Genomic DNA, 21,036 nt, shown 5'->3' with positions numbered 1-21,036 from the left:
CTGTGCGGCCCCGCCGCCTGTGGACCGCCGCGCCGCATCAGCCGTCGAGCCGATCGCGCGGATCATGGGGATCGAACGGCGCATCGAGAGACTGCGTGAGCTCGGCGAGCATCGCCTCGATCTGCGGCTCGACGAACTCGGCGACGGCGGCCTGGATCCGCAGGCGATGGTGCAGCAGGATCGCGCACACCTCACGGCCGATCATGTTCGCGTAGTCGTCGGCCAGGCCCACCTCCTGGCGCAGCGCCGCCTTCGCCTCGTCGGTCAGCGGCGGCAGCGCCGGCACGTCGGCATCCGCCTCCTCCGCGAGCCCCGCGATGGTGAACAGGAACGGCGCTCCGGGAGTCGGCTCGGGATCCAGCGGCAGGCCCTCGAACTCCGGCTCGAGGCCTTCGGCGGGCCGGTAGCTGCGCGCCCGGTTGCGAGCCGCCTGCTGGTCCAGCTCGGCCTGCAGCATCGGCAGGTTCATGGCCGTGTAGTCCGCGACGGCACGATCGATGATCGTCTTGATCCGTGTCGACAGGCCGTGCTGCACGCCGTGCGGCACGTCGGCACCGAGCCCCGCCGACGACAGCACCGGCGACCCGAAGCAGCGCCGGCACGGCGCGACCCGTCCGCGGTGCGTGGCGGGCTCCCACCGCGGCAGCCACGCCAGCCAGGCGTCCACCGCCTGGCTGACCTGGGTCTCGAGCGACCGCTCCACACCCCCATCATGCCCTTCCCGGCGAGCTCGGACGGGGCAGGCGCGGGAGAAAGTCCGAGATCAGGGTCGATTGCCCGTTCTCACTCGTCGAATTCGTCCTCCCACGGCCACCGCGGGCGGCGGGCGTGGGTGCGCACGAGCGCGATGGCGGACCACGCCGCCACGAACGCCGCGGCCGCGATGACCAGACCGAACCACGTCGTCGCGAGCCGCCCCGCGACCGCCGAGGCGACGGCCACTCCCGCTCCGGTCGCGACAGCGCCGAACCACACCCCGGCGAGATAGCCCAGGAAGGCCGCGAGGGCCGTCCAGGCGGCGCCCCCGTACGACGGCTGGGACCGCGTCGGGGAAGGCGGTCCCTCGGCGCCGGCCAGACCGTCGCCCGCCGGGGGCTGACCTGCACGTCGGACGGCCGCCCACAGTCCGGCGACGAACGAGAGAGTCGACAGCGTCACGGCGGCGACACCGGGCACCTGCCCGAGTCCGCGTGTCGCGATCACATCCTCACCGAGGACCAGGCTCGTCATGCCGAGCCCGAAGACGAGCAGGGCGAAGTACCCTGCGGTCGCGAAGACGAGCGCCGTGACGGGGCGGACGGGACCGCCGCTGCCCTCCGGCGCCTCGGACATTACGGCCGAACCAGCTGCGGACCGGCCTCGAGGGTGCGCTCGTACTCGCGCTGGGCTTCGATGTTCAGCTCGGTCACGCGACGTCCGCGCGCAGCCACCCACGCGCCGAACCAGATCGTGAGCTCCCGTCCGATGACGAACGCGGCGATCGCGAGGGGCGCCAGCAGCTGCTCCTCCACGAGCGCGGCGCCTTCACTGGCCGTCAGCGACCAGAACGGCGCCTGGAAGAGCGCGCCGAGCAGATGCCCGCCGTAGGCGGCGACGCCCACCAGGAGCCCGAGGATCACCCAGGCGCCCCAGCGGCCGCGGTTGATGATGGCGCCGAGCACCCAGAAGGCGAGGAAGAAGACCACGACGGGAACCCACAGCGACCACGTGGCGAGCGCCTGCAGCGCCGTGGATCCGAGGTTCTCTCCGGTCACGTCGCCCGCGAGGGCTCCGAACCCGAGCCACGCCGCGAAGTAGAGGACCGCGAACGCGAGCGCGGCGAGCAGGCCGATCGCGCCCGCTGCGCCGCGGTTGCCCCGCGGGTGGGGCGGCTCGGGCGCCTGGACGAAGATCGGCTGCGGGGCGGCGTGGGAAGGCGTCCCGGCCACCGGCTCGCTGGGAGTGACGGCAGGGGCGTCCGCCGTGGTGCGCGTGTCGTCGCCCGCCGGCGTGTACACGGCCGTGTCGGAGGAGCTGTCGCCCGCGTCGGACGGCGTCGCACGGTAGTCGAGGGCCTGCGCCTCGGGCGAGTCCCAAGGGTCGGGCTCGTGCGCCGGGGACTCGGGCGCCGTCGTGGCGGCGGAGGTCTCGGCGGGGGCATCCGGCGTGCGTGCGGCACCCGCGTCCGATGTCCGCTCGGCCGGCGCCGCGTCGACGGACGGCTCGCGCCGGGCGGCCTCCGCCTCGGCCAGGCCCTCGTTGGCGCGCCCGACCACGTCGTCGACGTTCCGGGGCTCTTCGACGGGTTCGCCGTAGGACGACTTGGGGTCACTCATCGCAGGCACTCCTCACGCGGGGCGCGCGCCCCGCAGTGCGAGGGTAGTCCCCGCGGCGTCCCGCGTCCGGGAGGCGTGCCGCGTTTCCGCGCACCGCGCGGCGACGGCGGGCATCCCGGACCCTCAGCCCCAGACGTTCCGATCCAGACGCTTGCCGTAATCCTCGGGATGCCACCCGTCCTCGGCCGTGGCCAGCCACAGGTCGCCGCGCAGCGTGTGCTCCTCGACGACGTCGCCGTGCGTCCGCGTGCACACCAGCCCCTCGCCGTCCGCGGTGCAGGCGAACCCGTGAGCGCGCAGCGCCGCGTCGGCGATGGTGCGCGCCTCGGCGCTCACGCGCGACAGCGTCGTGACGATGCTGCCTCCGTCTGCGCGCCAGTCGCACCTGACGAGGACCTGCGGCGACAGGGCGTCCGCGAGCGCCGTGACCTCGGTGGCCGGCGCATCGACGCTCTGGCCGAGGAGCGACCCTGCGCGCCAGGTGAGCTCGTTCCACAGGTCGTCGGGATAGAGCGTCCGGCAGTCGATGGCGCCGTCAGCGGCGGCCCGCTGGGCCGGCGTCTCCCGGTCCTCGGGCGGCGTCTGCGCGGCCGTGGCGCCCCGCAGGGTGTCTCCGACCCAGGCGACCGTCACCGGCAGCATGGGCAGCGACAGCCACACCAGGGTTCCGACGATGACCGCGCAGATCATGCCCACGGGCACGGCGATCCACGAGTTGCGACCCCCGATGCGCGCCATCTCCCCGACCTCCGCCTACACGGTAAGCCGCACGCCGGCGATGCCGCGCAGCGGCGCGCTGGATGCCGCGAGGAGGGCGTCGGCGGCACAGGATACCCGTCCGGTTCCCGAGGCGCGACCCCCTCGGCACGGGACCTTCATTCGACGCACGGTAGATGTCCTCCCGCACCCCGGACGACCCGGATCCGCGGGGAGGAGAAGGCACGAGAGAGCGAAGGATGAGCATGTCTGCATACGAACAGAGCTCGACATCGGGCGGCGGCGGCGAGGGGCTCAAGGAGCGCGCGAAGGACACCGTCGCGGAGGTCGACGCCGGTGCGATGCACGTCGCCGGCGTGGCCGGCGAAGAAGCGGGGAATGTCGCACACGAGGCCAAGAGCGCCGCGCGCGGCTTCCTGCACGAGACCCGGATGCAGTTGTCGGATCAGGCTTCCAATCAGCAGCGTCGCGCGGCCCAGGCGATCCGTTCCACCGCGGATGACCTGGCCGGCATGGCCGACGCCGGCAACACCGACGGGATGGCGGCCGGACTCGTCCGCAGGGTCGGCGACCAGACCCGTCAGGTCGCGTCCTGGCTCGACGAGCGCGAGCCGGCCGATCTGGTCCGCGAGCTCCGCGGGTTCGCGCGTCGGCACACCGGGGCGTTCCTGGCGGGCGCGGCGGTCCTCGGCATCGTGGCCGGCCGTCTGACGCGCGCGATGATGCCGGCGGGCGACTCGGGGTCCACGGGCGGCACGGGCGGCGGCACGACGGGCGTCGGCTACACGACCGGCACGACCGGGATGGGCGTGGCCACGGGCATGGGCAGCGAGAGCGGCGCGACGGGCGTGGGCACCACGGGCGCAGCCGGCGCCGGGATGACGACGGCCGGAGCCGCGGGCGCGGGCATGGCAGGCGGCGGAGCCTACGACGACGCCGGCATCGGCACGACCGGCGCTGCCGGCGCGATGCCGGGCGTGGGCGCCGGCGACGCCCCCATCGGCGACGCCCTGGCGGCGGAGCCGCTGGGCACGGAGTCCGGGACGAACGCCACCGGCGGACGCGAGAGCATCGCCGACGCCGACGAGCCCGCGAGCGGCGAGTGGTCGCCGAGCGGTGAGGCCCAGCGATGACCGACATGCCGACACCGTCGCAGCAGAAGGCGGCGGACACGTCACTCGGCGAGCTGGTCGGCGAGGTGACCCGCGACCTGTCCACGCTGATGCGGAAGGAGCTGGAGCTCGCCAAAGCCGAGGTCACCGACTCCGCGAAGAAGGCGGGTGCGGGCGCGGGCATGATCGGCGGCGCCGGCTACGCCGCCTCGATGGCTGTGCTGTTCCTTTCCATCGCCCTGTGGTGGGCGCTGGGCCTGCTCGTCGGCTGGGGATGGTCGGCGGTCATCGTCGCGGTCATCTGGGGCATCATCGCCGCGATCCTGTTCGCGGTCGGCCGCTCGCGCCTGAAGACCGTGCGCGGCGCACCACGCACGGTCGAGACCGTGAAGGAGATCCCGGACGCACTCAAGAGGAATGAGGAGAACAAATGAGCACCCCTGAGCAGATCCGCGCCGACATCGAGAGCACGCGCGGCGAACTGGGCCGCGATGTGGACGCACTGGCGGACAAGGTGTCGCCGCCGAAGATCATGGAGCGCCAGAAGACGCGTCTGCGTGAGCGCTTCGGAGGAGTGAAGGAGCGTGTCATGGGCGTGGCGGACGACATGGGCCACTCGGCATCGTCGATGGGCCACTCGGCCGGAAGCGCGCTCTCGGACGCCGGCGACGCGGTGAAGAACCTGCCGCACAAGGCGAAGGAGACCACGCAGGGCGCACCCCTGGTCGTCGGGCTGGTCGCAGCCGGACTCGGTTTCCTCGCCGCGAGCCTCATCCCGACGTCGAATGCGGAGCGCCGTCTCGGATCGAACCTCCGCGAGCAGGCGCAGCCGCTCGTCGACAAGGCGAAGGACACGGCCCAGGAAGTGGCCCAGAGCCTGAAGGAGCCGGCGCAGGACGCCATGGCGCAGGTCAAGGACGCGGCGGCGTCCTCCGCGCAGACGGTCAAGGACGAGGCCCAGCACACCGCCGAGCGGGTGAAGGGGAACGTCACCGAGAGCGGCGGATCCGAAAGCGGGACGCAGCAGTTCTGACGTGAGGCATCCCGGACGAACGCGAAGGGCCCCGGCCGAAGCCGGGGCCCTTCGTCATGCGACTCAGTTGTAGTCGGTGAAGCCGTCCGTGGAGAAGCTGTCGAAGTCGACGTAGCTCAGGTCGGCGTCCGAGTAGGCGCCGTCCGAGGCGAAGATGCGGTTGGGGTACCGCTCGCTCTTGGCCTCCTCCGTCGCCTCCACGGTGACGTTGCGGTACTTCGCAAGTCCGGTGCCGGCGGGGATGAGCTTTCCGATGATGACGTTCTCCTTGAGGCCGACCAGCGGGTCGCTCTTGCCCTCCATCGCCGCCTGGGTGAGCACGCGCGTCGTCTCCTGGAACGATGCCGCGGACAGCCACGACTCCGTCGCAAGCGACGCCTTCGTGATACCCATCAGCTCCGGACGACCCGACGCGGGGCGCTTGCCCTCGGCGACGGCCTCGCGGTTGATCTGCTGGTAGCGCTTGAAGTCGACCAGCTCACCCGGCAGCAGCGTGGTGTCGCCGTGGTCGACCACGGTGACCTTGCGCAGCATCTGCCGGACGATGACCTCGATGTGCTTGTCGTGGATCGGCACACCCTGTGAGCGGTACACGCCCTGCACGCCGTTGACGAGGTACTTCTGCACCTCGCGGGCGCCCATGACGCGCATGACCTCCTTCGGGTCGAGCGTTCCCACCTGCAGCGGCTGGCCCACCGTGACGTGCTGGCCGTCCTCGACCAGCAGCGTCGCGCGCTTGAGCACGGGGTAGACGTGCGGCTCGTCGCCGTTGTCGGGCGTGAGGATGACCTTGCGGCTCTTCTCGGTCTCGTCGATCGTGATGCGGCCGTCGGCCTCCGCGATCGGCGACGCGCCCTTCGGGGTGCGCGCCTCGAACAGCTCCTGCACGCGGGGCAGACCCTGCGTGATGTCGTCGGCCGAGGCCGAGCCACCCGTGTGGAACGTGCGCATCGTCAGCTGCGTGCCGGGCTCGCCGATCGACTGCGCGGCGATGATGCCCACCGCCTCGCCGATGTCGACGATCTTGCCGGTCGCGAGCGAACGGCCGTAGCACTGCGCGCAGACGCCGACAGCCGAGTCGCACGTGAGCACCGAGCGGACCTTGATGGTCTCGATGCCCTCGGAGACGAGCTTGTCGATCAGCACGTCGCCCACGTCGTCACCGGCGGCGGCGACCACGGTGCCCTGCGCGTCGACCACGTCGGTGGCCAGTGTCCGGGCGAACACCGAGTTCTCGACGTTCGCGTCGCGCACCAGCGTGCCGTCGGCACCCGGAGCGGCGATCGTGAACTCGAGGCCCTTGGTGGTGCCGCAGTCCTCCTCGCGGATGATGACGTCCTGCGAGACGTCCACGAGTCGACGGGTCAGGTAGCCCGAGTCAGCCGTACGGAGGGCCGTGTCGGCCAGACCCTTGCGGGCACCGTGCGTCGCGATGAAGTACTCCGCCACCGACAGCCCCTCGCGGTACGAGGAGATGATCGGGCGCGGGATGATCTCACCCTTCGGGTTGTTCACCAGGCCTCGCATACCCGCGATGTTGCGGATCTGCAGCCAGTTACCACGCGCACCGGAGGACACCATGCGGTTGATGGTGTTGTCGGCCGGGAAGTTGTCGCGCATCGCCTTCTGGACCTCGTCGGTCGCCTCGGTCCAGATCTTGATGAGCTCCTGACGACGCTCGGCGTCGGTGGTCAGACCCTTCTCGAACTGCGACTGGACCTTCGCGGCCTGCTTCTCGTAGCCCGCGACGATCTCGCCCTTGTTCGGGGGCGTGAGGATGTCGCTGAGCGCGACCGTCACACCCGAACGCGTGGCCCAGTAGAAGCCGGCGTCCTTGATGCGGTCGAGCGAAGCGGCGACCTCCACCTTCGGGTACTCCTCGGCGAGCTTGTTCACGATCTGCGACAGCTTGCCCTTGTCGGCCTGCTCGCGCACGAACGGGTAGCCCTTGGGGAGCGTGTCGTTGAAGATCGCCTGGCCGAGCGAGGCGTCCACGAGGCCGTGGCGCTCGTAGCCCTCGGGGGCCTCCCCCTCGAGGAAGGTGAGCCCCGGGATGCGGATGCGCACCTTCGCCTGGAGGTCGAGGGTGCCCTCGTCCTTGGCCAGGATCGCCTCGGCGACGGAGCCGAACACCCGGCCCTCACCGGCGGCGCCCTCCTTGATCGTCGTCAGGTGGTGCAGACCGATGATCATGTCCTGCGAGGGCAGGGTCACCGGGCGGCCGTCCGACGGCTTCAGGATGTTGTTGGACGCCAGCATGAGGATGCGGGCCTCGGCCTGCGCCTCCACCGACAGCGGCAGGTGCACGGCCATCTGGTCACCGTCGAAGTCCGCGTTGAACGCGGCGCACACGAGCGGGTGCAGCTGGATGGCCTTGCCCTCGACGAGCTGCGGCTCGAAGGCCTGGATGCCGAGGCGGTGCAGCGTGGGCGCGCGGTTGAGCAGCACGGGGCGCTCGCGGATGATCTCCTCGAGCACGTCCCACACCTCGGGACGCGTGCGCTCGACAGCGCGCTTGGCGGCCTTGATGTTCTGCGAGTGACCGAGGTCGATCAGGCGCTTGATCACGAACGGCTTGAACAGCTCCAGCGCCATCTGCTTGGGCAGACCGCACTGGTGCAGCTTCAGCTGAGGACCCACGATGATGACCGAACGGCCCGAGTAGTCCACGCGCTTGCCGAGCAGGTTCTGACGGAAGCGTCCCTGCTTGCCCTTCAGCATGTCGCTGAGGGACTTCAGGGCCCGGTTGCCGGTGCCCGTGACCGGGCGGCCACGACGGCCGTTGTCGAACAGCGCGTCGACGGCCTCCTGCAGCATCCGCTTCTCGTTGTTCACGATGATCTCGGGGGCACCGAGGTCGATGAGGCGACGGAGACGGTTGTTGCGGTTGATCACGCGACGGTACAGGTCGTTCAGGTCGCTGGTCGCGAAGCGGCCACCGTCCAGCTGCACCATCGGGCGCAGCTCCGGCGGGATCACCGGGACGACGTCGAGCACCATCGAGGCCGGGCTCATGCCCGTCTGCAGGAAGGAGTTGACGACCTTCAGGCGCTTGATCGCACGGATCTTGCGCTGACCCTTGCCCTCCGAGATCTGCAGGTGGAGGCTGTCGGCCTCGGCCTGCAGGTCGAAGGCCTCCAGGCGGCGCTTGATCGACTCCGCACCCATGTGGGCCTCGAAGTACTGACCGAAGCGGTCCTGCAGCTCGTGGAAGATCTCGTCTTCACCCTTGAGCTGGCCGACCTCGAGCGTGCGGAAGTCCTCCCACACGCGCTCCAGGCGAGCGATCTGCTCGTCGAAGTTCTTGCGGATGCCGCCCATGTCCTTCTCGGCGGCGTCCTTGACCTTCTTCTTCTGGTCGGCCTTAGCGCCTTCCTCCTCGAGAGCGGCGAGCTCCTCCTCCAGCTTCTGGAGGCGGGCGGCGACGCGCGCGTCACGACGGTCGGCGAGCGTCTTCAGCTCGAGGCGGATGTTGTTCTCCTGCGTCGGGAGGTCGCGGTGGCGGGCCTCCTCGTCGACGGAGATCACCATGTAGGCGGCGAAGTAGATGACCTTCTCGAGGTCCTTCGGCGCCATGTCGAGCAGGTACCCGAGGCGCGAGGGGACGCCCTTGAAGTACCAGATGTGCGTCACGGGCGCGGCGAGCTCGATGTGGCCCATCCGCTCGCGGCGGACGGAGGACTTGGTGACCTCCACGCCGCAGCGCTCGCAGACGATGCCCTTGAAGCGGACGCGCTTGTACTTGCCGCACGCGCACTCCCAGTCGCGGGAGGGCCCGAAGATCTGCTCTCCGAAGAGGCCGTCCTTCTCGGGCTTGAGCGTGCGGTAGTTGATGGTCTCGGGCTTCTTGACCTCGCCGTAGGACCAGCGACGGATGTCGTCGGCGGTGGCCAGGCCGATGCGAAGCTCATCGAAAGTTGTTGCGTCGAGCACTAGTTCTCCTGTGTCGGAAATTCTTTATCGGACCGGCCGGGCTCAGATCTCGTCGATCGACGAGGACTCGAAGCGGCTGGAGATGTTGATGCCGAGCTCCTCGGCGGCGCGGAAGGCCTCGTCGTCGGTGTCGCGGAGGTTGACCGCCGTGCCGTCGGCCGAGAGCACCTCGACGTTCAGGCAGAGCGACTGCATCTCCTTCATGAGCACCTTGAACGACTCGGGGATGCCGGGCTCCTGGATGTTCTCGCCCTTGACGATCGCCTCGTAGACCTTGACGCGGCCGAGGATGTCGTCGGACTTGATCGTGAGGAGCTCCTGCAGCGCGTACGCGGCGCCGTAGGCCTCGAGGGCCCACACCTCCATCTCACCGAAGCGCTGACCGCCGAACTGCGCCTTACCACCGAGCGGCTGCTGGGTGATCATCGAGTACGGGCCGGTGGAGCGCGCGTGGATCTTGTCGTCCACGAGGTGGTGCAGCTTGAGGATGTACATGTAGCCGACCGAGATGGGCGCCGGGAACGGCTCGCCGGAGCGACCGTCGAACAGCGTCGTCTTGCCCGACGAGTCGATCAGGCGCTCGCCGTCGCGCGTGGGGAGCGTCGAGTCGAGCAGACCCGCGATCTCCTCCTCGAACGCGCCGTCGAACACGGGCGTGGCGACCTTCGTGCCGGGCGCGGCCTCGAGAGCCTGCTCGGGCATGCGCACCGCCCACTCGGGGGTGCCCTCGACCTTCCAGCCCTGCTTGGCGATCCACCCGAGGTGGGTCTCCAGCACCTGGCCGAAGTTCATGCGGCCGGGGATGCCGAGCGGGTTGAGGATCACGTCGACGGGCGTGCCGTCCGCGAGGAACGGCATGTCCTCGACGGGGAGGATCTTCGCGATGACGCCCTTGTTGCCGTGTCGGCCGGCGAGCTTGTCGCCCTCGGTGATCTTGCGCTTCTGGGCGATGTAGACCACGACGCGGCGGTTGACGCCGGAGCCGAGCTCGTCGTCGCCGTCCTCGGCGTTGAACTCCTTGACCGCGATGATCGTGCCCTGCTCACCGTGCGGCACCTTCAGCGACGTGTCGCGCACCTCGCGGCTCTTCTCGTTGAAGATCGCGCGGAGCAGACGCTCCTCGGCCGACAGCTCGGTCTCGCCCTTGGGCGTGACCTTGCCGACGAGGATGTCGCCGGGGCGCACCTCGGCGCCGATGCGGATGATGCCGCGTTCGTCGAGGTCCTTCAGCAGGTCGGGGCTCACGTTCGGCAGGTCGCGCGTGATCTCCTCCTTGCCGAGCTTCGTGTCGCGGGCGTCCACCTCGTACTCCTCGATGTGGATCGAGGAGAGGGTGTCGTCCTTCACGAGGTCCTGGCTGAGGATGATCGCGTCCTCGAAGTTGTGACCCTCCCACGTCATGAAGGCCACGAGGAGGTTCTTGCCCAGCGCCAGCTCGCCGTTCTCGGTCGCCGGGCCGTCGGCGATGACCTCGCCGGCCTCGATACGGTCGCCCGCCGAGACGATGACGCGCTGGTTGTAGCTGGTGCCCTGGTTGGAGCGGTCGAACTTGCGCAGGAAGTAGTCCTGCGTGCCGCCCTCGTCCAGCTGCACGGTCACGACGTCGGCCGAGACCTCCAGCACGACGCCGGACTTCTCCGCGGTGATGACGTCACCGGCGTCGATCGCGGCGTAGCCCTCCATACCGGTTCCCACCAGCGGCGACTCCGAGCGAAGCAGCGGCACGGCCTGGCGCTGCATGTTCGCACCCATGAGGGCGCGGTTGGCGTCGTCGTGCTCGAGGAACGGGATGAGCGAGGTCGCCACCGACACCATCTGGCGCGGGGAGACGTCCATGTAGCCGATCTCCTCGGCGTGGAACAGGTCGACCTCGCCGCCCTGGCCGCGACGGGCCAGCACGCGGTCCTGCGCGAAGCTGCCGTCGGCCTTCAGCTCGACACCGGCCTGCGCGACGATGTAGTCGCTCTCCTCGGAGGCGGTCAGGTAGTCGATCTGGTCGGTCACCTTGCCGTCGACGACCTTGCGGTACGGCGTCTCGATGAAGCCGAACGCGTTGATGCGCGCGAAGGACGCGAGCGAGCCGATGAGGCCGATGTTCGGGCCTTCGGGCGTCTCGATCGGGCACATGCGGCCGTAGTGCGACGGGTGGACGTCGCGGACCTCGACGCCGGCGCGCTCACGCGACAGACCGCCCGGGCCCAGCGCCGACAGGCGGCGCTTGTGGGTCAGGCCCGCGAGCGGGTTGTTCTGGTCCATGAACTGCGACAGCTGGCTCGTCCCGAAGAACTCCTTGATCGCGGCCACGACGGGGCGGACGTTGATCAGGGTCTGCGGCGTGATCGCCTCGATGTCCTGCGTGGTCATGCGCTCGCGGACGACGCGCTCCATGCGCGACAGACCGGTGCGGACCTGGTTCTGGATGAGCTCGCCCACCGCGCGGATGCGGCGGTTGCCGAAGTTGTCGATGTCGTCGACGTCCAGGCGGATCTCCGCCGTCTTGCCGCCGCGGACGCCCTCGAAGGTGACGTCGCCGCGGTGCAGGCGGACGAGGTACTTGATCGTGGCGACGATGTCGTCGACCGTGAGCACCGAGTCCGTCAGCGGCTTGTCGAGGCCGAGCTTCTGGTTGATCTTGTAGCGACCGACCTTGGCCAGGTCGTAGCGCTTGGGGTTGAAGTAGAAGTTGTCCAGCAGCGCGCGGGCGGCCTCGGCGGCGACCTGCTCGCCCGGACGGAGCTTGCGGTAGATGTCGCGGAGCGCGTCCTCCTTGGTGAGGATCGTGTCCTTGGACAGCGTCTCCTCGATGGAGTCGAAGCCGGCGAACTCGGCGAGGATCTCCTCGCTGGTCAGGCCCAGCGCCTTGAGGAAGACGGTGACCGACTGCTTGCGCTTGCGGTCGATGCGCACGCCGACCTGGTCGCGCTTGTCGACCTCGAACTCGAGCCATGCGCCGCGGCTGGGGATGACGCGCGCCGAGACGATGTCCTTGTCGGAGGTCTTGTCGGGGGTCTTGTCGAAGTAGACGCCGGGCGAGCGCACGAGCTGGGACACCACGACACGCTCGGTGCCGTTGATGATGAACGTGCCCTTGTCGGTCTGCAGCGGGAAGTCGCCCATGAAGACCGTCTGAGTCTTGATCTCACCGGTCTGGTGGTTCATGAACTCGGCCTCGACGTAGAGCGGGGCGGCGTAGGTCTTGCCGCGCTCCTTGCACTCCTCGATGGAGTACTTCTCGGGCTCGAGGTACGGGTTGGTGAACGAGAGCTGCATCGTCTCGCTCAGGTCCTCGATCGGCGAGATCTCCTCGAAGATCTCCTCGAGGCCGCTGATCTCCGGGACGTCGGTGCGACCGGCGGCCTTCGCCTCGGCGACGCGGGCCTTCCATGCCTCGTTGCCGACGAGCCAGTCGAAGGACTCGGTCTGCAGCGCGAGAAGGTCGGGGACCGTCAGCGTGTCGGAGATCTTGGCGAACGAGAGGCGGGATGCTCCGCGGCCGTTCTTGGGGGTGGTGGTGGGGTTGGATGCGTTGCGCGCAGCAGCCAAGGGGATTACCTCCGTGGGCCCGTAGGGGCTCGTTTCCTTGTCGTCAGGTGGAGTGCTCAGTCGTCCCCGAAGCACGCGCGGCACGCTTCGCGATCAGGCGAAGGGGCGCGGGCACAGCCGACCACCATATGAGGGCAGGGGGAATCCAGGAGCGCAAGGACCCACTATACGCTTCACGACTCGCCGTGTCCACTCGGATTCTTGACGAGTCTCGGATGCTGCGGTATAACGCCGCGGATCCGGGGTTTCATCGTACCGACCGTGGCGGGAACGGCGCCGAGGGTCCATGATGTGCACATGACTGGGGTGCGACACCCCGTGATCCGCACTCCCGATCAGCGGATCCGGGTGTTCGTGAGTTCGACGCTGCGCGAGCTCGCCGAGGAGCGCGCGGCGGTCAAGGCCGCCATCGAGCGGCTGCGCCTGGCACCGGTGATGTTCGAGCTCGGCGCGAGGCCTCACGCGCCTCGCGAGCTGTACCGCTCCTACCTCGCGCAGAGCGACATCTTCGTGGGGATCTACGGCTCCAGCTACGGATGGGTCGCCCCGGGCGAGGAGGTGTCGGGACTGGAGGACGAGTACAACCTCGCCCCCCGGTCGATGCCCAAGCTCATCTACATCCGCTCGACCGAGGACCGCGATGAGCGGCTGAAGGCCCTCATCAGGCGCATCCAGGCCGACGACAACGCCGCCTATCTCTACTTCGACAGCGCCGCAGCTCTGGAGGAGCAGGTCCTCGGCGACCTCGCGACCCTCCTCGCCGAGCGATTCGACGAGTCGCGCCTCGTGGACGAACCGGAGCTGGACGTCCCGGGCGCGTCGCTGCTCGGCCGCGTCCCGGTCCCCTTCACCACGACGTTCGGCCGCGACGACGACGTCACCGCGGTGCGCACCCTTCTGGCGCGCGGCACCGACCGTGTCGTGAGCCTCATCGGCCCCGGGGGGATCGGCAAGAGCCGTCTGGCGATCGAGACGGCGCGGGCGTGCGGCGACCTGTTCCCCGACGGCGTGTACTTCGTGATGCTCGAGGGCGTGCTCGAGCCGGGGCTGCTGCTGCCGACGATCGCCTACTACCTCGGCATCCGCGACAACGGCGAAGCCGCGCTGGAGGAGCGCATCGCGCACGCGCTGACGGACCGGCGGGTGCTGATCGTCCTGGACAACTTCGAGCAGATCGTCGCAGCCGCCCCGGTGCTGGTCCGGCTGTACACCGTCGCCCCGACCGCCACCTTCCTGGTCACCAGCCGCGTCGTTCTGCGGATCCGCGGCGAGCGCGTGTACGACGTGCCCCCGCTCACCACGCCGGTCGACCACTCGCCGGCGAACCTCGACCCGACACGGCGATCGGCCGCGGTGGCGCTCTTCGTCGACCGCGCGCAGGCGATCGACCCCGCGTTCGACGTGACCGAGCACAATGCCCGCGACCTCGCCGACATCTGCCGCACCCTCGAGGGGCTGCCGCTGGCGATCGAGCTGGCGGCGGCCAAGGTGCGGATCCTCACCCCTGCGGGCATCGCGAAGCGGCTGGAGCAGAGTCTGCCGCTGCTGACGGCCGCCGTACGGGACCTCCCCGAGCGGCACCGCACCATGCGGGCCACCATCGACTGGAGCGTCAGCCTGCTGCCGCAGGAGCAGCGCGACCTCCTGGTGGACCTCGGCGTGTTCGCGACCCGCTTCACCCTCGAGGCCGTCGAGGCGATCGGCACCGGCCGCTCGTGGGACGGCGAGGCCATCGACGCCCTCGCCGCGCTGGTGGACGCGTCGCTGGTCAAGCAGAACGAGATCGGCGATCGGCGGGTGTTCTCGCTGCTGGCGATCGTGCGCGAGTACGCGATCGGGCAGCTGAAGACGCGCGGCGACGCGGATGCGGTGCGCCACGCGCACGCGGACTACTACCGCGGGATGGTCCGCGAGGTCGCTCCTCTCCTCAGCGGCGCCGGGCAGCAGGAGGCGGTCATGCGCCTGGGACTGGAGCTGCCCAACCTGCGCGCGGCGGTACGACACCTCGTCTACACCGACCGTCTCGACGACGCGGGCGACTTCGCGTGGTGCCTGCTCATCTACTGGTGGATCTCCGGCTTCTTCGCCGAGGTGCGCCTGTGGATGCTCGAGCTGCTCGACAAGCAGCATCAGCATCCGATCACCGCCCACACCCGGGCCGTCGCGTGGTTCCTCGCCCTGTGGGGCGAGATGTGGCAGCGGCCCAGCGAGCAGGTGGTCGCGGGACTGGGTGAATGCGTGCGGCTGTTCACCGAGAGCGGGGACCGGGATGCCGCCGCCATGGCGCTCGCCGCACGGGCGACCGCTCGCGTGCAGCTGACCGAGCTCGACGCCGACAGGGCCGAGGCGGAGCTGCACGAAGCGGTGCGCGCACTCCACGAGCTCGGCAACGCGTGGGCCGAGGCGATCACCGAGGTCTCGCTCGGGCGGCTCGCGTGGGTGCGCGGCGCGACCGATGACGCCCTGGCCCACTTCGGACGGGCCACCGACATCGCCCAGTCGCGCGGCGATCTGTTCACGACCTCTGTCGCCGGGAATCTGCGGGCGCGCCTGAACTTCCAGCTCGGGCACATCGAGGAGGCCGAGGAGGAGTTCGTCCAGACGCTGCTGATCTCGGTCGGGCTCCATTACGACGAGGGCGTCGCCTACGGGCTCGAGGGCGTCTGCGCCGTCGCGGCCGCGCACGGCGAGGCATGGCGCGCGGCGGCGCTCGCCGTGGCGGCGGGCGAGATCCGACGCCGCATCGGCATCTTCGACGTCGAGGCCTTCACCGTGCACACGCCGTACCTGGAGATCCTCCGGGGCCGCGACCCGGAATCCGTCGCGGCCGGCGAAGCGGCAGGCGCCGAGCTCTCGGTCGCCGAATCGGTCCACCTGGCCCTGCCCGAGGCGCAGCACGCGAAGGTCGCCGAGGCGCTGTCGGCCTGGTGACCGCATCCCCCGTGGCGCGGGCACCGACCTCCCGCGGGTGCGCTAGCCGACCGGTCGCGCGTGGCGGAAGCGCACGCGCGTACCGGGCCTGGCCTGACCCAGCGCATCGAGCGAGGCATCCGCCACGACCGCGATGACCGGATAGCCGCCGGTGACCGGGCCATCCGCCAGCAGCACCGTGGGGCGACCGCTCGGCGGCACCTGCAGCGCTCCGGGCACCATCCCCTCGCTCGGCAGCTCGGCGGGCCGTGCCCGCGGCAGCGCGGGACCGTCGAGGCGGACCCCCACCCGGTCCGCCGCGCCCGACACCGTCCACACCGTGTCGAACAGCGTCGCCAGGGCCTCCGCCGTGAACCAATCGGCGCGCGGGCCGGGGGCGAGGTCGAGCTCGATCTCGTCGTCCTGCGGCGCACCCCAGGCGCTCGGGGGCGCGACCGGCACGGGTCCGGCCGACTCGCCGCGCACCCCGATGGCGTCGCCGGCACGCAGCGCCGCGGCGCCCAGCCCCGCGAGCGAGTCGGTCGCGCGCGACCCGAGCACGACCGGTGCGTCCAGCCCCCCGCGCACCGCGACGTAGGCGCGCGCGCCGTGCGTGAACCAGTCGAGCTGCAGCTCCGTGCCTTCCGGCCATTCGTGGGCGACGTACGGGTCGACCTCACGGCCGCCGATCCGCACCGGTCCCCACGCGCCTGCGACCGCGACCCACACGTCGGCGTCCGCGACGGCACGGAAGCCGCCCATCGTCACCTCGATCGCCGCCGCGCCCTCGGTGTTGCCGAGCAGCCGGTTCGCGGTGCGCAGAGCCGTCCGGTCGAGCGCTCCCGATGACGCGACCCCGACCGACGCCGCACCCGGGCGCCCCAGATCCTGGACGGTGGCCAGAAGTCCCGGCTCGACGACCCGGATGCCTCCCGCCGCGGCCGGGCCGATCCCGCCTGCGGCGGCGGCGACAGGCCGGGCCTGCACCTCCGCGGGTCCGGTCGGGCGGAAGCGGACGCGCATACCGGGAGCGAGCAGCGCCGGGGATGCGGCATCCGGATCGAACAGCCGGGCGGACGTGGTGCCGATCAGACGCCACCCGCCCGGCGTCTCGCGCGGATACGCGCCGGTGAAGCCGGCCGCCAGGCCCACCGCGCCCGCCGGCACCCGCGTGCGCGGCGATTCCAGCCGGGGCACGTCGAAGGGCCACTCCGCGCTGACGAGGTACCCGAATCCGGGTGCGAAACCGGTGAAGGCGACGGTCCACTCGATGCCGCAGTGACGGCGGACCAGCTCGTCGACGTCCACGCCGAGCAGACCGGCGGTGTCGGACAGGTCCGCGCCGTCGTAGACGATCCCGAGCTCGACCGTCGGGCCGTGGGCGCTGTCGCCCGGCGCAGCCGCCGATGCCGCATCCGTCGCCCAGGCGCGCGCCGCGGACGGCGCGAGCACATCCGGATCGAAGCGGACGAGGACCGTTCTCGCGGCGGGCACGACGTCGATGACGCCGCTCGGGCGGTCGGCGCCGAGCGCGGCGTGCACCGCCAGCACCTCGTCGAGCGATGCGACCTCGAGCAGGAACGCGCGCTCGCCCATGGGGAGGACGCGCGCCGTCACCATGGCGCTCGCACCCGCACACCGGCGGCGTCCAGCGCCGCACGAACAGCACGGGCCATGGCGACCGCGGACGGCGAATCGCCGTGGAGGCACAGCGAAGCCGCCTCCGCGGCGACGACCGATCCGTCCACCGCCTCGACCTCGCCGTGCAGGACCAGCCGTACCGCGCGGGCGGCGACGTCGTCGGGGTCGTCGAGCAGGGCGCCCGCCTGCGTGCGGGGCACCAGGCCGCCGTCCGGCAGGTACCCGCGGTCGAGGAACGCCTCCCGCACGAACGGCAGCCCGGCCGCTGCCGCAGCCTGCTCGATCCTGCCGCCCAGTCCCAGCACCGGAACGGGCCGGCCGAGCGTCGCCGAGAGGTCGCCGACGGCTCGCACGACGGCATCCGCGTGCGCGTCGTCGGCGGCGACGGCGTGGTAGAGCGCGCCGTGGGGCTTGACGTAGCGGATGTCGGCGCCGGCGCCGAGGAGATCGGTCAGCTGTCGCGACACCGCGGCGGTCAGGTCGGCGGGGTCCATCGCGACCGCGACGCGGCCGAAGTTCGCCCGGTCGGGATAGGACGGATGAGCCCCCACCGCGGCGCCGTACCGGCGGGCACGCTCGACGGCGTCGCGCATGGAGGAGGCATCCCCCGCGTGACCGCCGCACGCGACGCTGGCGCTGGAGATGACGGCGAACATCGCCTCGTCGTCGGCGGTGGGCACGCCGTCCACGGTCTCCCCGAGGTCCGCGTTGAGGTCGATCGCCGCCATGGATCAACGGTATCGCCGCCGCCCTCCGCAGACCCGCCCCGCCTGCGCACGACTCAGGCGATCAGGGCGCCCCCCGCCGCAAACGCGCGGGAATCCAGGATCTGCCCGAGTCATGCGCGCAGCGGACGGGACGAATCCGCGTTACGGATGCGTAAAGCCTGACGACACCGGGTGCGCCCGACGGTCGCGCCGGGCAGGATGGGACCCATGGCGCGAAACAACGACCGTTCGGCCACCGGAGCGCCGCTGCTCCAGGTGCGCGACGTCGCCGTCGAGTTCCGGACGATCGAGGGCCCGGTCCACGCGGTCGAGGGCGTCGACCTCGACCTGGCCGCCGGCGAGACGCTGGCGATCGTCGGCGAATCGGGGTCCGGCAAGTCCACGACCGCGATGGCGGTGATCGGCCTCCTCCCCGGCAACGGCCGGGTCACGCACGGATCGATCCTGTTCGAGGGGGAGAACCTCGTCGGCGCCCCCGAGAGCGTGATGCGCACGATCCGGGGCCGCTCGATCGGCCTCGTCCCGCAGGACCCGATGTCGAACCTCAATCCCGTCGCGAAGATCGGAACCCAGATCGCCGAGACGCTCCTGGCGCACGGGCTGGCCACCCGCAGGGACGTCGACCGCAGAGTCGTCGAGACCCTGACCGCGGCGGGCCTGCCGGACGCCGAGGAGCGGGCCAAGCAGTACCCGCACGAGTTCTCCGGCGGCATGCGGCAGCGCGCCCTCATCGCGATCGGACTCGCCTGCAACCCGCGGCTGCTCATCGCGGACGAGCCGACGAGCGCGCTCGACGTCACCGTGCAGAAGACGATCCTCGATCAGCTCGAGCGCATGACCAGCGAGCTCGGCACCGCCGTCATGCTCATCACGCACGATCTCGGGCTCGCCGCCGAGCGCGCCTCGCGGGTCGTGGTGATGAACCGTGGCCGCATCGTCGAGCAGGGCCCGGCCCGGCAGATCCTCGAGGACCCGCAGCATCCGTACACGCAGGCCCTCGTGCAGGCCGCACCGTCGGTCGCCGCCGTGCGGCTGCGACCCGAGGTCTTCCGGAAGAATCGGCCGGGCGCCGGCCGCGCCGATGTCGCCCTTCCCGGCCACCCGACGGATGCCGCTCCCGCGGTGGTCTCCGGACCGGGTCTCTCCGCGCGCTCCGGCGGGCAGACGGCCGCGCCGGACAACATCGTCGAGGTGGAGGGGCTGACGAAGGTCTTCCCGATCCGCGGGCAGAAGGAGGACTTCGTCGCGGTGAAGGACGTCTCCTTCGCGATCCCGCGCGGCGAGACCGTCGCGATCGTCGGGGAGTCCGGGTCGGGGAAGACCACGACCGCGCGCATGATGCTCAAGGTGTACCAGCCGACCAGCGGCGCGATCCGGTTCGACGGGCGGGACGTCGCCTCTCTCAAGGGCCGCGAGCTGCGTGAGTTCCGTCAGCGCGTGCAGCCGATCTTCCAGGACCCGTACTCGTCGCTGAACCCGATGTTCTCGATCGAGCGGATCATCTCCGAGCCGCTGGACTTCTACAAGCGCGGCACCTCGAAGGACCGGGCGGCGCGCGTGCGGCAGCTGCTGGACGACGTCGCCCTGCCGCAGACCATGCTGCGCCGCTACCCCTCGGAGCTGTCCGGCGGGCAGCGCCAGCGGGTCGCGATCGCGCGCGCTCTCGCGCTGTCGCCCGACCTCATCGTCTGCGACGAGCCCGTCTCGGCGCTCGACGTGCTCGTGCAGGACCAGATCCTGCGCCTCCTGGGCGATCTGCAGCGCGAGTACGGCCTGAGCTACCTGTTCATCTCGCACGACCTCGCCGTGGTCCGTCTCATCAGCGACTACGTCTGCGTCATGAAGGACGGCCGGCTGGTGGAGGCCGCCTCGTCCGAGGAGATCTTCACCAACCCCCGCGACCCCTACACGCGCCGGCTCCTCGCCTCCATCCCCGGCAACGAGCTCGACATCGCCGTCTGACCTGGCCGGCGAGGTCCCCGCGCGCAGGCATCCGTGTCCCACGAACACGGTTCGCCAGCGCCTCGTCACCGATTCTTCGGGACATGCCTCCGTGGAATCGGGACACGTCACCCTCCCCGGGCCCAGGACGGGATGCCTCAGCGGGCGCGGGTGCGCGGATCCATCGCCTCGCGCAGCGCCTCTCCCACGAGGGTGAAGCCGAGGGCCGTGACGGTGATGCAGATGCCGGGAAGGAAGGCGAGGAACGGCGCGATCGCCAGCTCCAGCTGCGCGTAGGTGAGCATGCGGCCCCACTCCGCCGTTTGCGGCACGTCACCGCCCAGTCCCAGGTACGACAGCGCGGCGGCTTCGATGACGGCCGTCGCCAGCGACAGGGTGCCCTGGACGATCACCGGACCCATCGAGTTCGGCAGCACGTGGCTCATCGTGATGCTGCCGCGGCCGAGTCCCAGCGTCTGGGCCGACAACACGTAGTCGGCCGACCGCTGCTGCAGCATGGAGGCGCGCAGCAGCCGCGCGAACACCGGCACCTGCACGACCCCGATCGCGATCATGACGGATGCCTGGTTCTGCCCGATCACCGCGGCCACCGACACCGCCAGCAGCAGCGACGGCACCGAGAGCATGATGTCGACGACGCGCATGATGAGCGTGTCGACCCAGCCGCCGAACATGCCGCACAGGAAGCCGAGGACGACGCCGCCGATGAGGCCGATGGCGGTCGAGATGACCCCGATCAGCAGCGTCGCCTGGGCGCCCCAGATCAGCTTCGACAGCACGTCGCCGCCGAAGCGGTCGAGCCCCAGCGGGAACTCCGGGATCTCCCCTGGCCCGGGGATGTGCGTCGGCGTGATGAAGCGCTGCCCCGGCAGAGCGGTCGGCCCGTAGGGTGCCAGCACAGGGGCCAGCAGCGCCACGAGGAGGAAGACGGCGATGACCGCCGCGCCCACCCAGGCACTGGGGTTGCGACGGAGGCGACGGAAGACGTCGCGCCAGAATCCGCCCCCGGAGGGCTGGGCGCGCAGCAGCTCCCTGTCGTCGGCGGCGGCGCCATCGGCGGGCCCGCCGCCGGGGGCCGGGGGCAGGATCGCGGACGTCATGCGGCACCTCCTACGCGGTCGCCGCGGCCGGTCACGGACATC

Annotated in this window: 14 protein-coding genes; 5 read left to right on the top strand and 9 right to left on the bottom strand. The window is 70.8% G+C overall.

Going from position 1 to position 21,036, the window contains the following annotated elements; genetic code table 11:
• Positions 1–37 precede the first annotated feature (37 nt).
• The 4 genes from AC5RVZ_RS01720 to AC5RVZ_RS01705 all read right to left on the bottom strand — a co-directional run bounded on the left by AC5RVZ_RS01720 (position 38) and on the right by AC5RVZ_RS01705 (position 3,053).
• On the bottom strand, positions 38–703 hold the full coding sequence (locus AC5RVZ_RS01720; protein ID WP_494064061.1) for a spermidine/putrescine ABC transporter substrate-binding protein: 666 nt from the start codon (positions 701–703) through the stop codon (positions 38–40).
• A gap of 80 nt (positions 704–783) precedes the next feature.
• Complete coding sequence (locus AC5RVZ_RS01715) at positions 784–1,332, bottom strand: hypothetical protein (RefSeq protein ID WP_494064060.1); 549 nt, start codon at positions 1,330–1,332, stop codon at positions 784–786.
• A complete protein-coding gene (locus tag AC5RVZ_RS01710) occupies positions 1,332–2,315 on the bottom strand; it encodes an ABC transporter (RefSeq protein ID WP_494064059.1) in 984 nt (327 codons plus the stop codon). Before AC5RVZ_RS01710 ends, AC5RVZ_RS01715 begins: the two co-directional genes overlap by 1 nt.
• Before the next feature lie 123 nt (positions 2,316–2,438).
• Positions 2,439–3,053, bottom strand: a complete 615-nt coding sequence (locus tag AC5RVZ_RS01705) for a hypothetical protein (RefSeq protein ID WP_494064058.1) — start codon at positions 3,051–3,053, stop codon at positions 2,439–2,441.
• Positions 3,054–3,277: 224 nt separating this feature from the next.
• Here AC5RVZ_RS01705 and AC5RVZ_RS01700 point away from each other — a divergent pair, with 224 nt between their 5' ends.
• The 3 genes from AC5RVZ_RS01700 to AC5RVZ_RS01690 are packed head-to-tail and all read left to right on the top strand — an operon-like array spanning position 3,278 to position 5,177.
• The gene (locus AC5RVZ_RS01700) at positions 3,278–4,165 is read left to right on the top strand and encodes a hypothetical protein (protein ID WP_494064057.1); all 888 of its coding nucleotides are present in this window, start codon (positions 3,278–3,280) and stop codon (positions 4,163–4,165) included.
• Positions 4,162–4,578 carry a phage holin family protein gene (locus AC5RVZ_RS01695; protein WP_494064056.1) on the top strand — a complete coding sequence of 139 codons (417 nt, stop codon included), beginning with the start codon at positions 4,162–4,164 and terminating at the stop codon, positions 4,576–4,578. Before AC5RVZ_RS01700 ends, AC5RVZ_RS01695 begins: the two co-directional genes overlap by 4 nt.
• On the top strand, positions 4,575–5,177 hold the full coding sequence (locus AC5RVZ_RS01690) for a DUF3618 domain-containing protein (RefSeq protein ID WP_494064055.1): 603 nt from the start codon (positions 4,575–4,577) through the stop codon (positions 5,175–5,177). Before AC5RVZ_RS01695 ends, AC5RVZ_RS01690 begins: the two co-directional genes overlap by 4 nt.
• 63 nt (positions 5,178–5,240) lie before the next feature.
• On the opposite strand, the gene rpoC is transcribed toward AC5RVZ_RS01690, so the two are convergent.
• Together rpoC and rpoB are read right to left on the bottom strand one after the other, a co-directional pair.
• Complete coding sequence (rpoC, locus tag AC5RVZ_RS01685) at positions 5,241–9,110, bottom strand: DNA-directed RNA polymerase subunit beta' (RefSeq protein ID WP_494064054.1); 3,870 nt, start codon at positions 9,108–9,110, stop codon at positions 5,241–5,243.
• 42 nt (positions 9,111–9,152) lie between these two features.
• The gene (gene rpoB / locus AC5RVZ_RS01680; protein WP_494064053.1) at positions 9,153–12,653 is read right to left on the bottom strand and encodes a DNA-directed RNA polymerase subunit beta; all 3,501 of its coding nucleotides are present in this window, start codon (positions 12,651–12,653) and stop codon (positions 9,153–9,155) included.
• A gap of 297 nt (positions 12,654–12,950) precedes the next feature.
• Between rpoB and AC5RVZ_RS01675 the strand changes: the two genes are divergently transcribed.
• Positions 12,951–15,584 (top strand): DUF4062 domain-containing protein, encoded by a 2,634-nt coding sequence (locus AC5RVZ_RS01675; RefSeq protein ID WP_494064052.1) that lies wholly within the window; start codon positions 12,951–12,953, stop codon positions 15,582–15,584.
• 42 nt (positions 15,585–15,626) lie between these two features.
• Here the strand turns inward: AC5RVZ_RS01675 and AC5RVZ_RS01670 are convergent, their stop codons facing one another.
• Both AC5RVZ_RS01670 and AC5RVZ_RS01665 read right to left on the bottom strand, forming a co-directional pair.
• A complete protein-coding gene (locus tag AC5RVZ_RS01670; RefSeq protein ID WP_494064051.1) occupies positions 15,627–17,183 on the bottom strand; it encodes a 5-oxoprolinase subunit B/C family protein in 1,557 nt (518 codons plus the stop codon).
• Positions 17,177–17,932: a 5-oxoprolinase subunit PxpA gene (locus AC5RVZ_RS01665; RefSeq protein ID WP_494064050.1), complete on the bottom strand. Its 756-nt coding sequence runs from the start codon at positions 17,930–17,932 to the stop codon at positions 17,177–17,179. The genes AC5RVZ_RS01670 and AC5RVZ_RS01665 overlap by 7 nt, the downstream gene beginning before the upstream one ends.
• Before the next feature lie 207 nt (positions 17,933–18,139).
• Between AC5RVZ_RS01665 and AC5RVZ_RS01660 the strand changes: the two genes are divergently transcribed.
• Positions 18,140–19,894 (top strand): ABC transporter ATP-binding protein, encoded by a 1,755-nt coding sequence (locus tag AC5RVZ_RS01660; RefSeq protein ID WP_494064049.1) that lies wholly within the window; start codon positions 18,140–18,142, stop codon positions 19,892–19,894.
• Positions 19,895–20,031: 137 nt separating this feature from the next.
• On the opposite strand, the gene AC5RVZ_RS01655 is transcribed toward AC5RVZ_RS01660, so the two are convergent.
• Positions 20,032–20,994, bottom strand: a complete 963-nt coding sequence (locus AC5RVZ_RS01655) for an ABC transporter permease (RefSeq protein WP_494064048.1) — start codon at positions 20,992–20,994, stop codon at positions 20,032–20,034.
• Positions 20,995–21,036: the final 42 nt, after the last annotated feature.

The sequence above is a fragment of the Arthrobacter sp. Cza30 genome (assembly GCF_059090765.1).
This window is presented reverse-complemented; position numbering and strand designations above follow the sequence as displayed.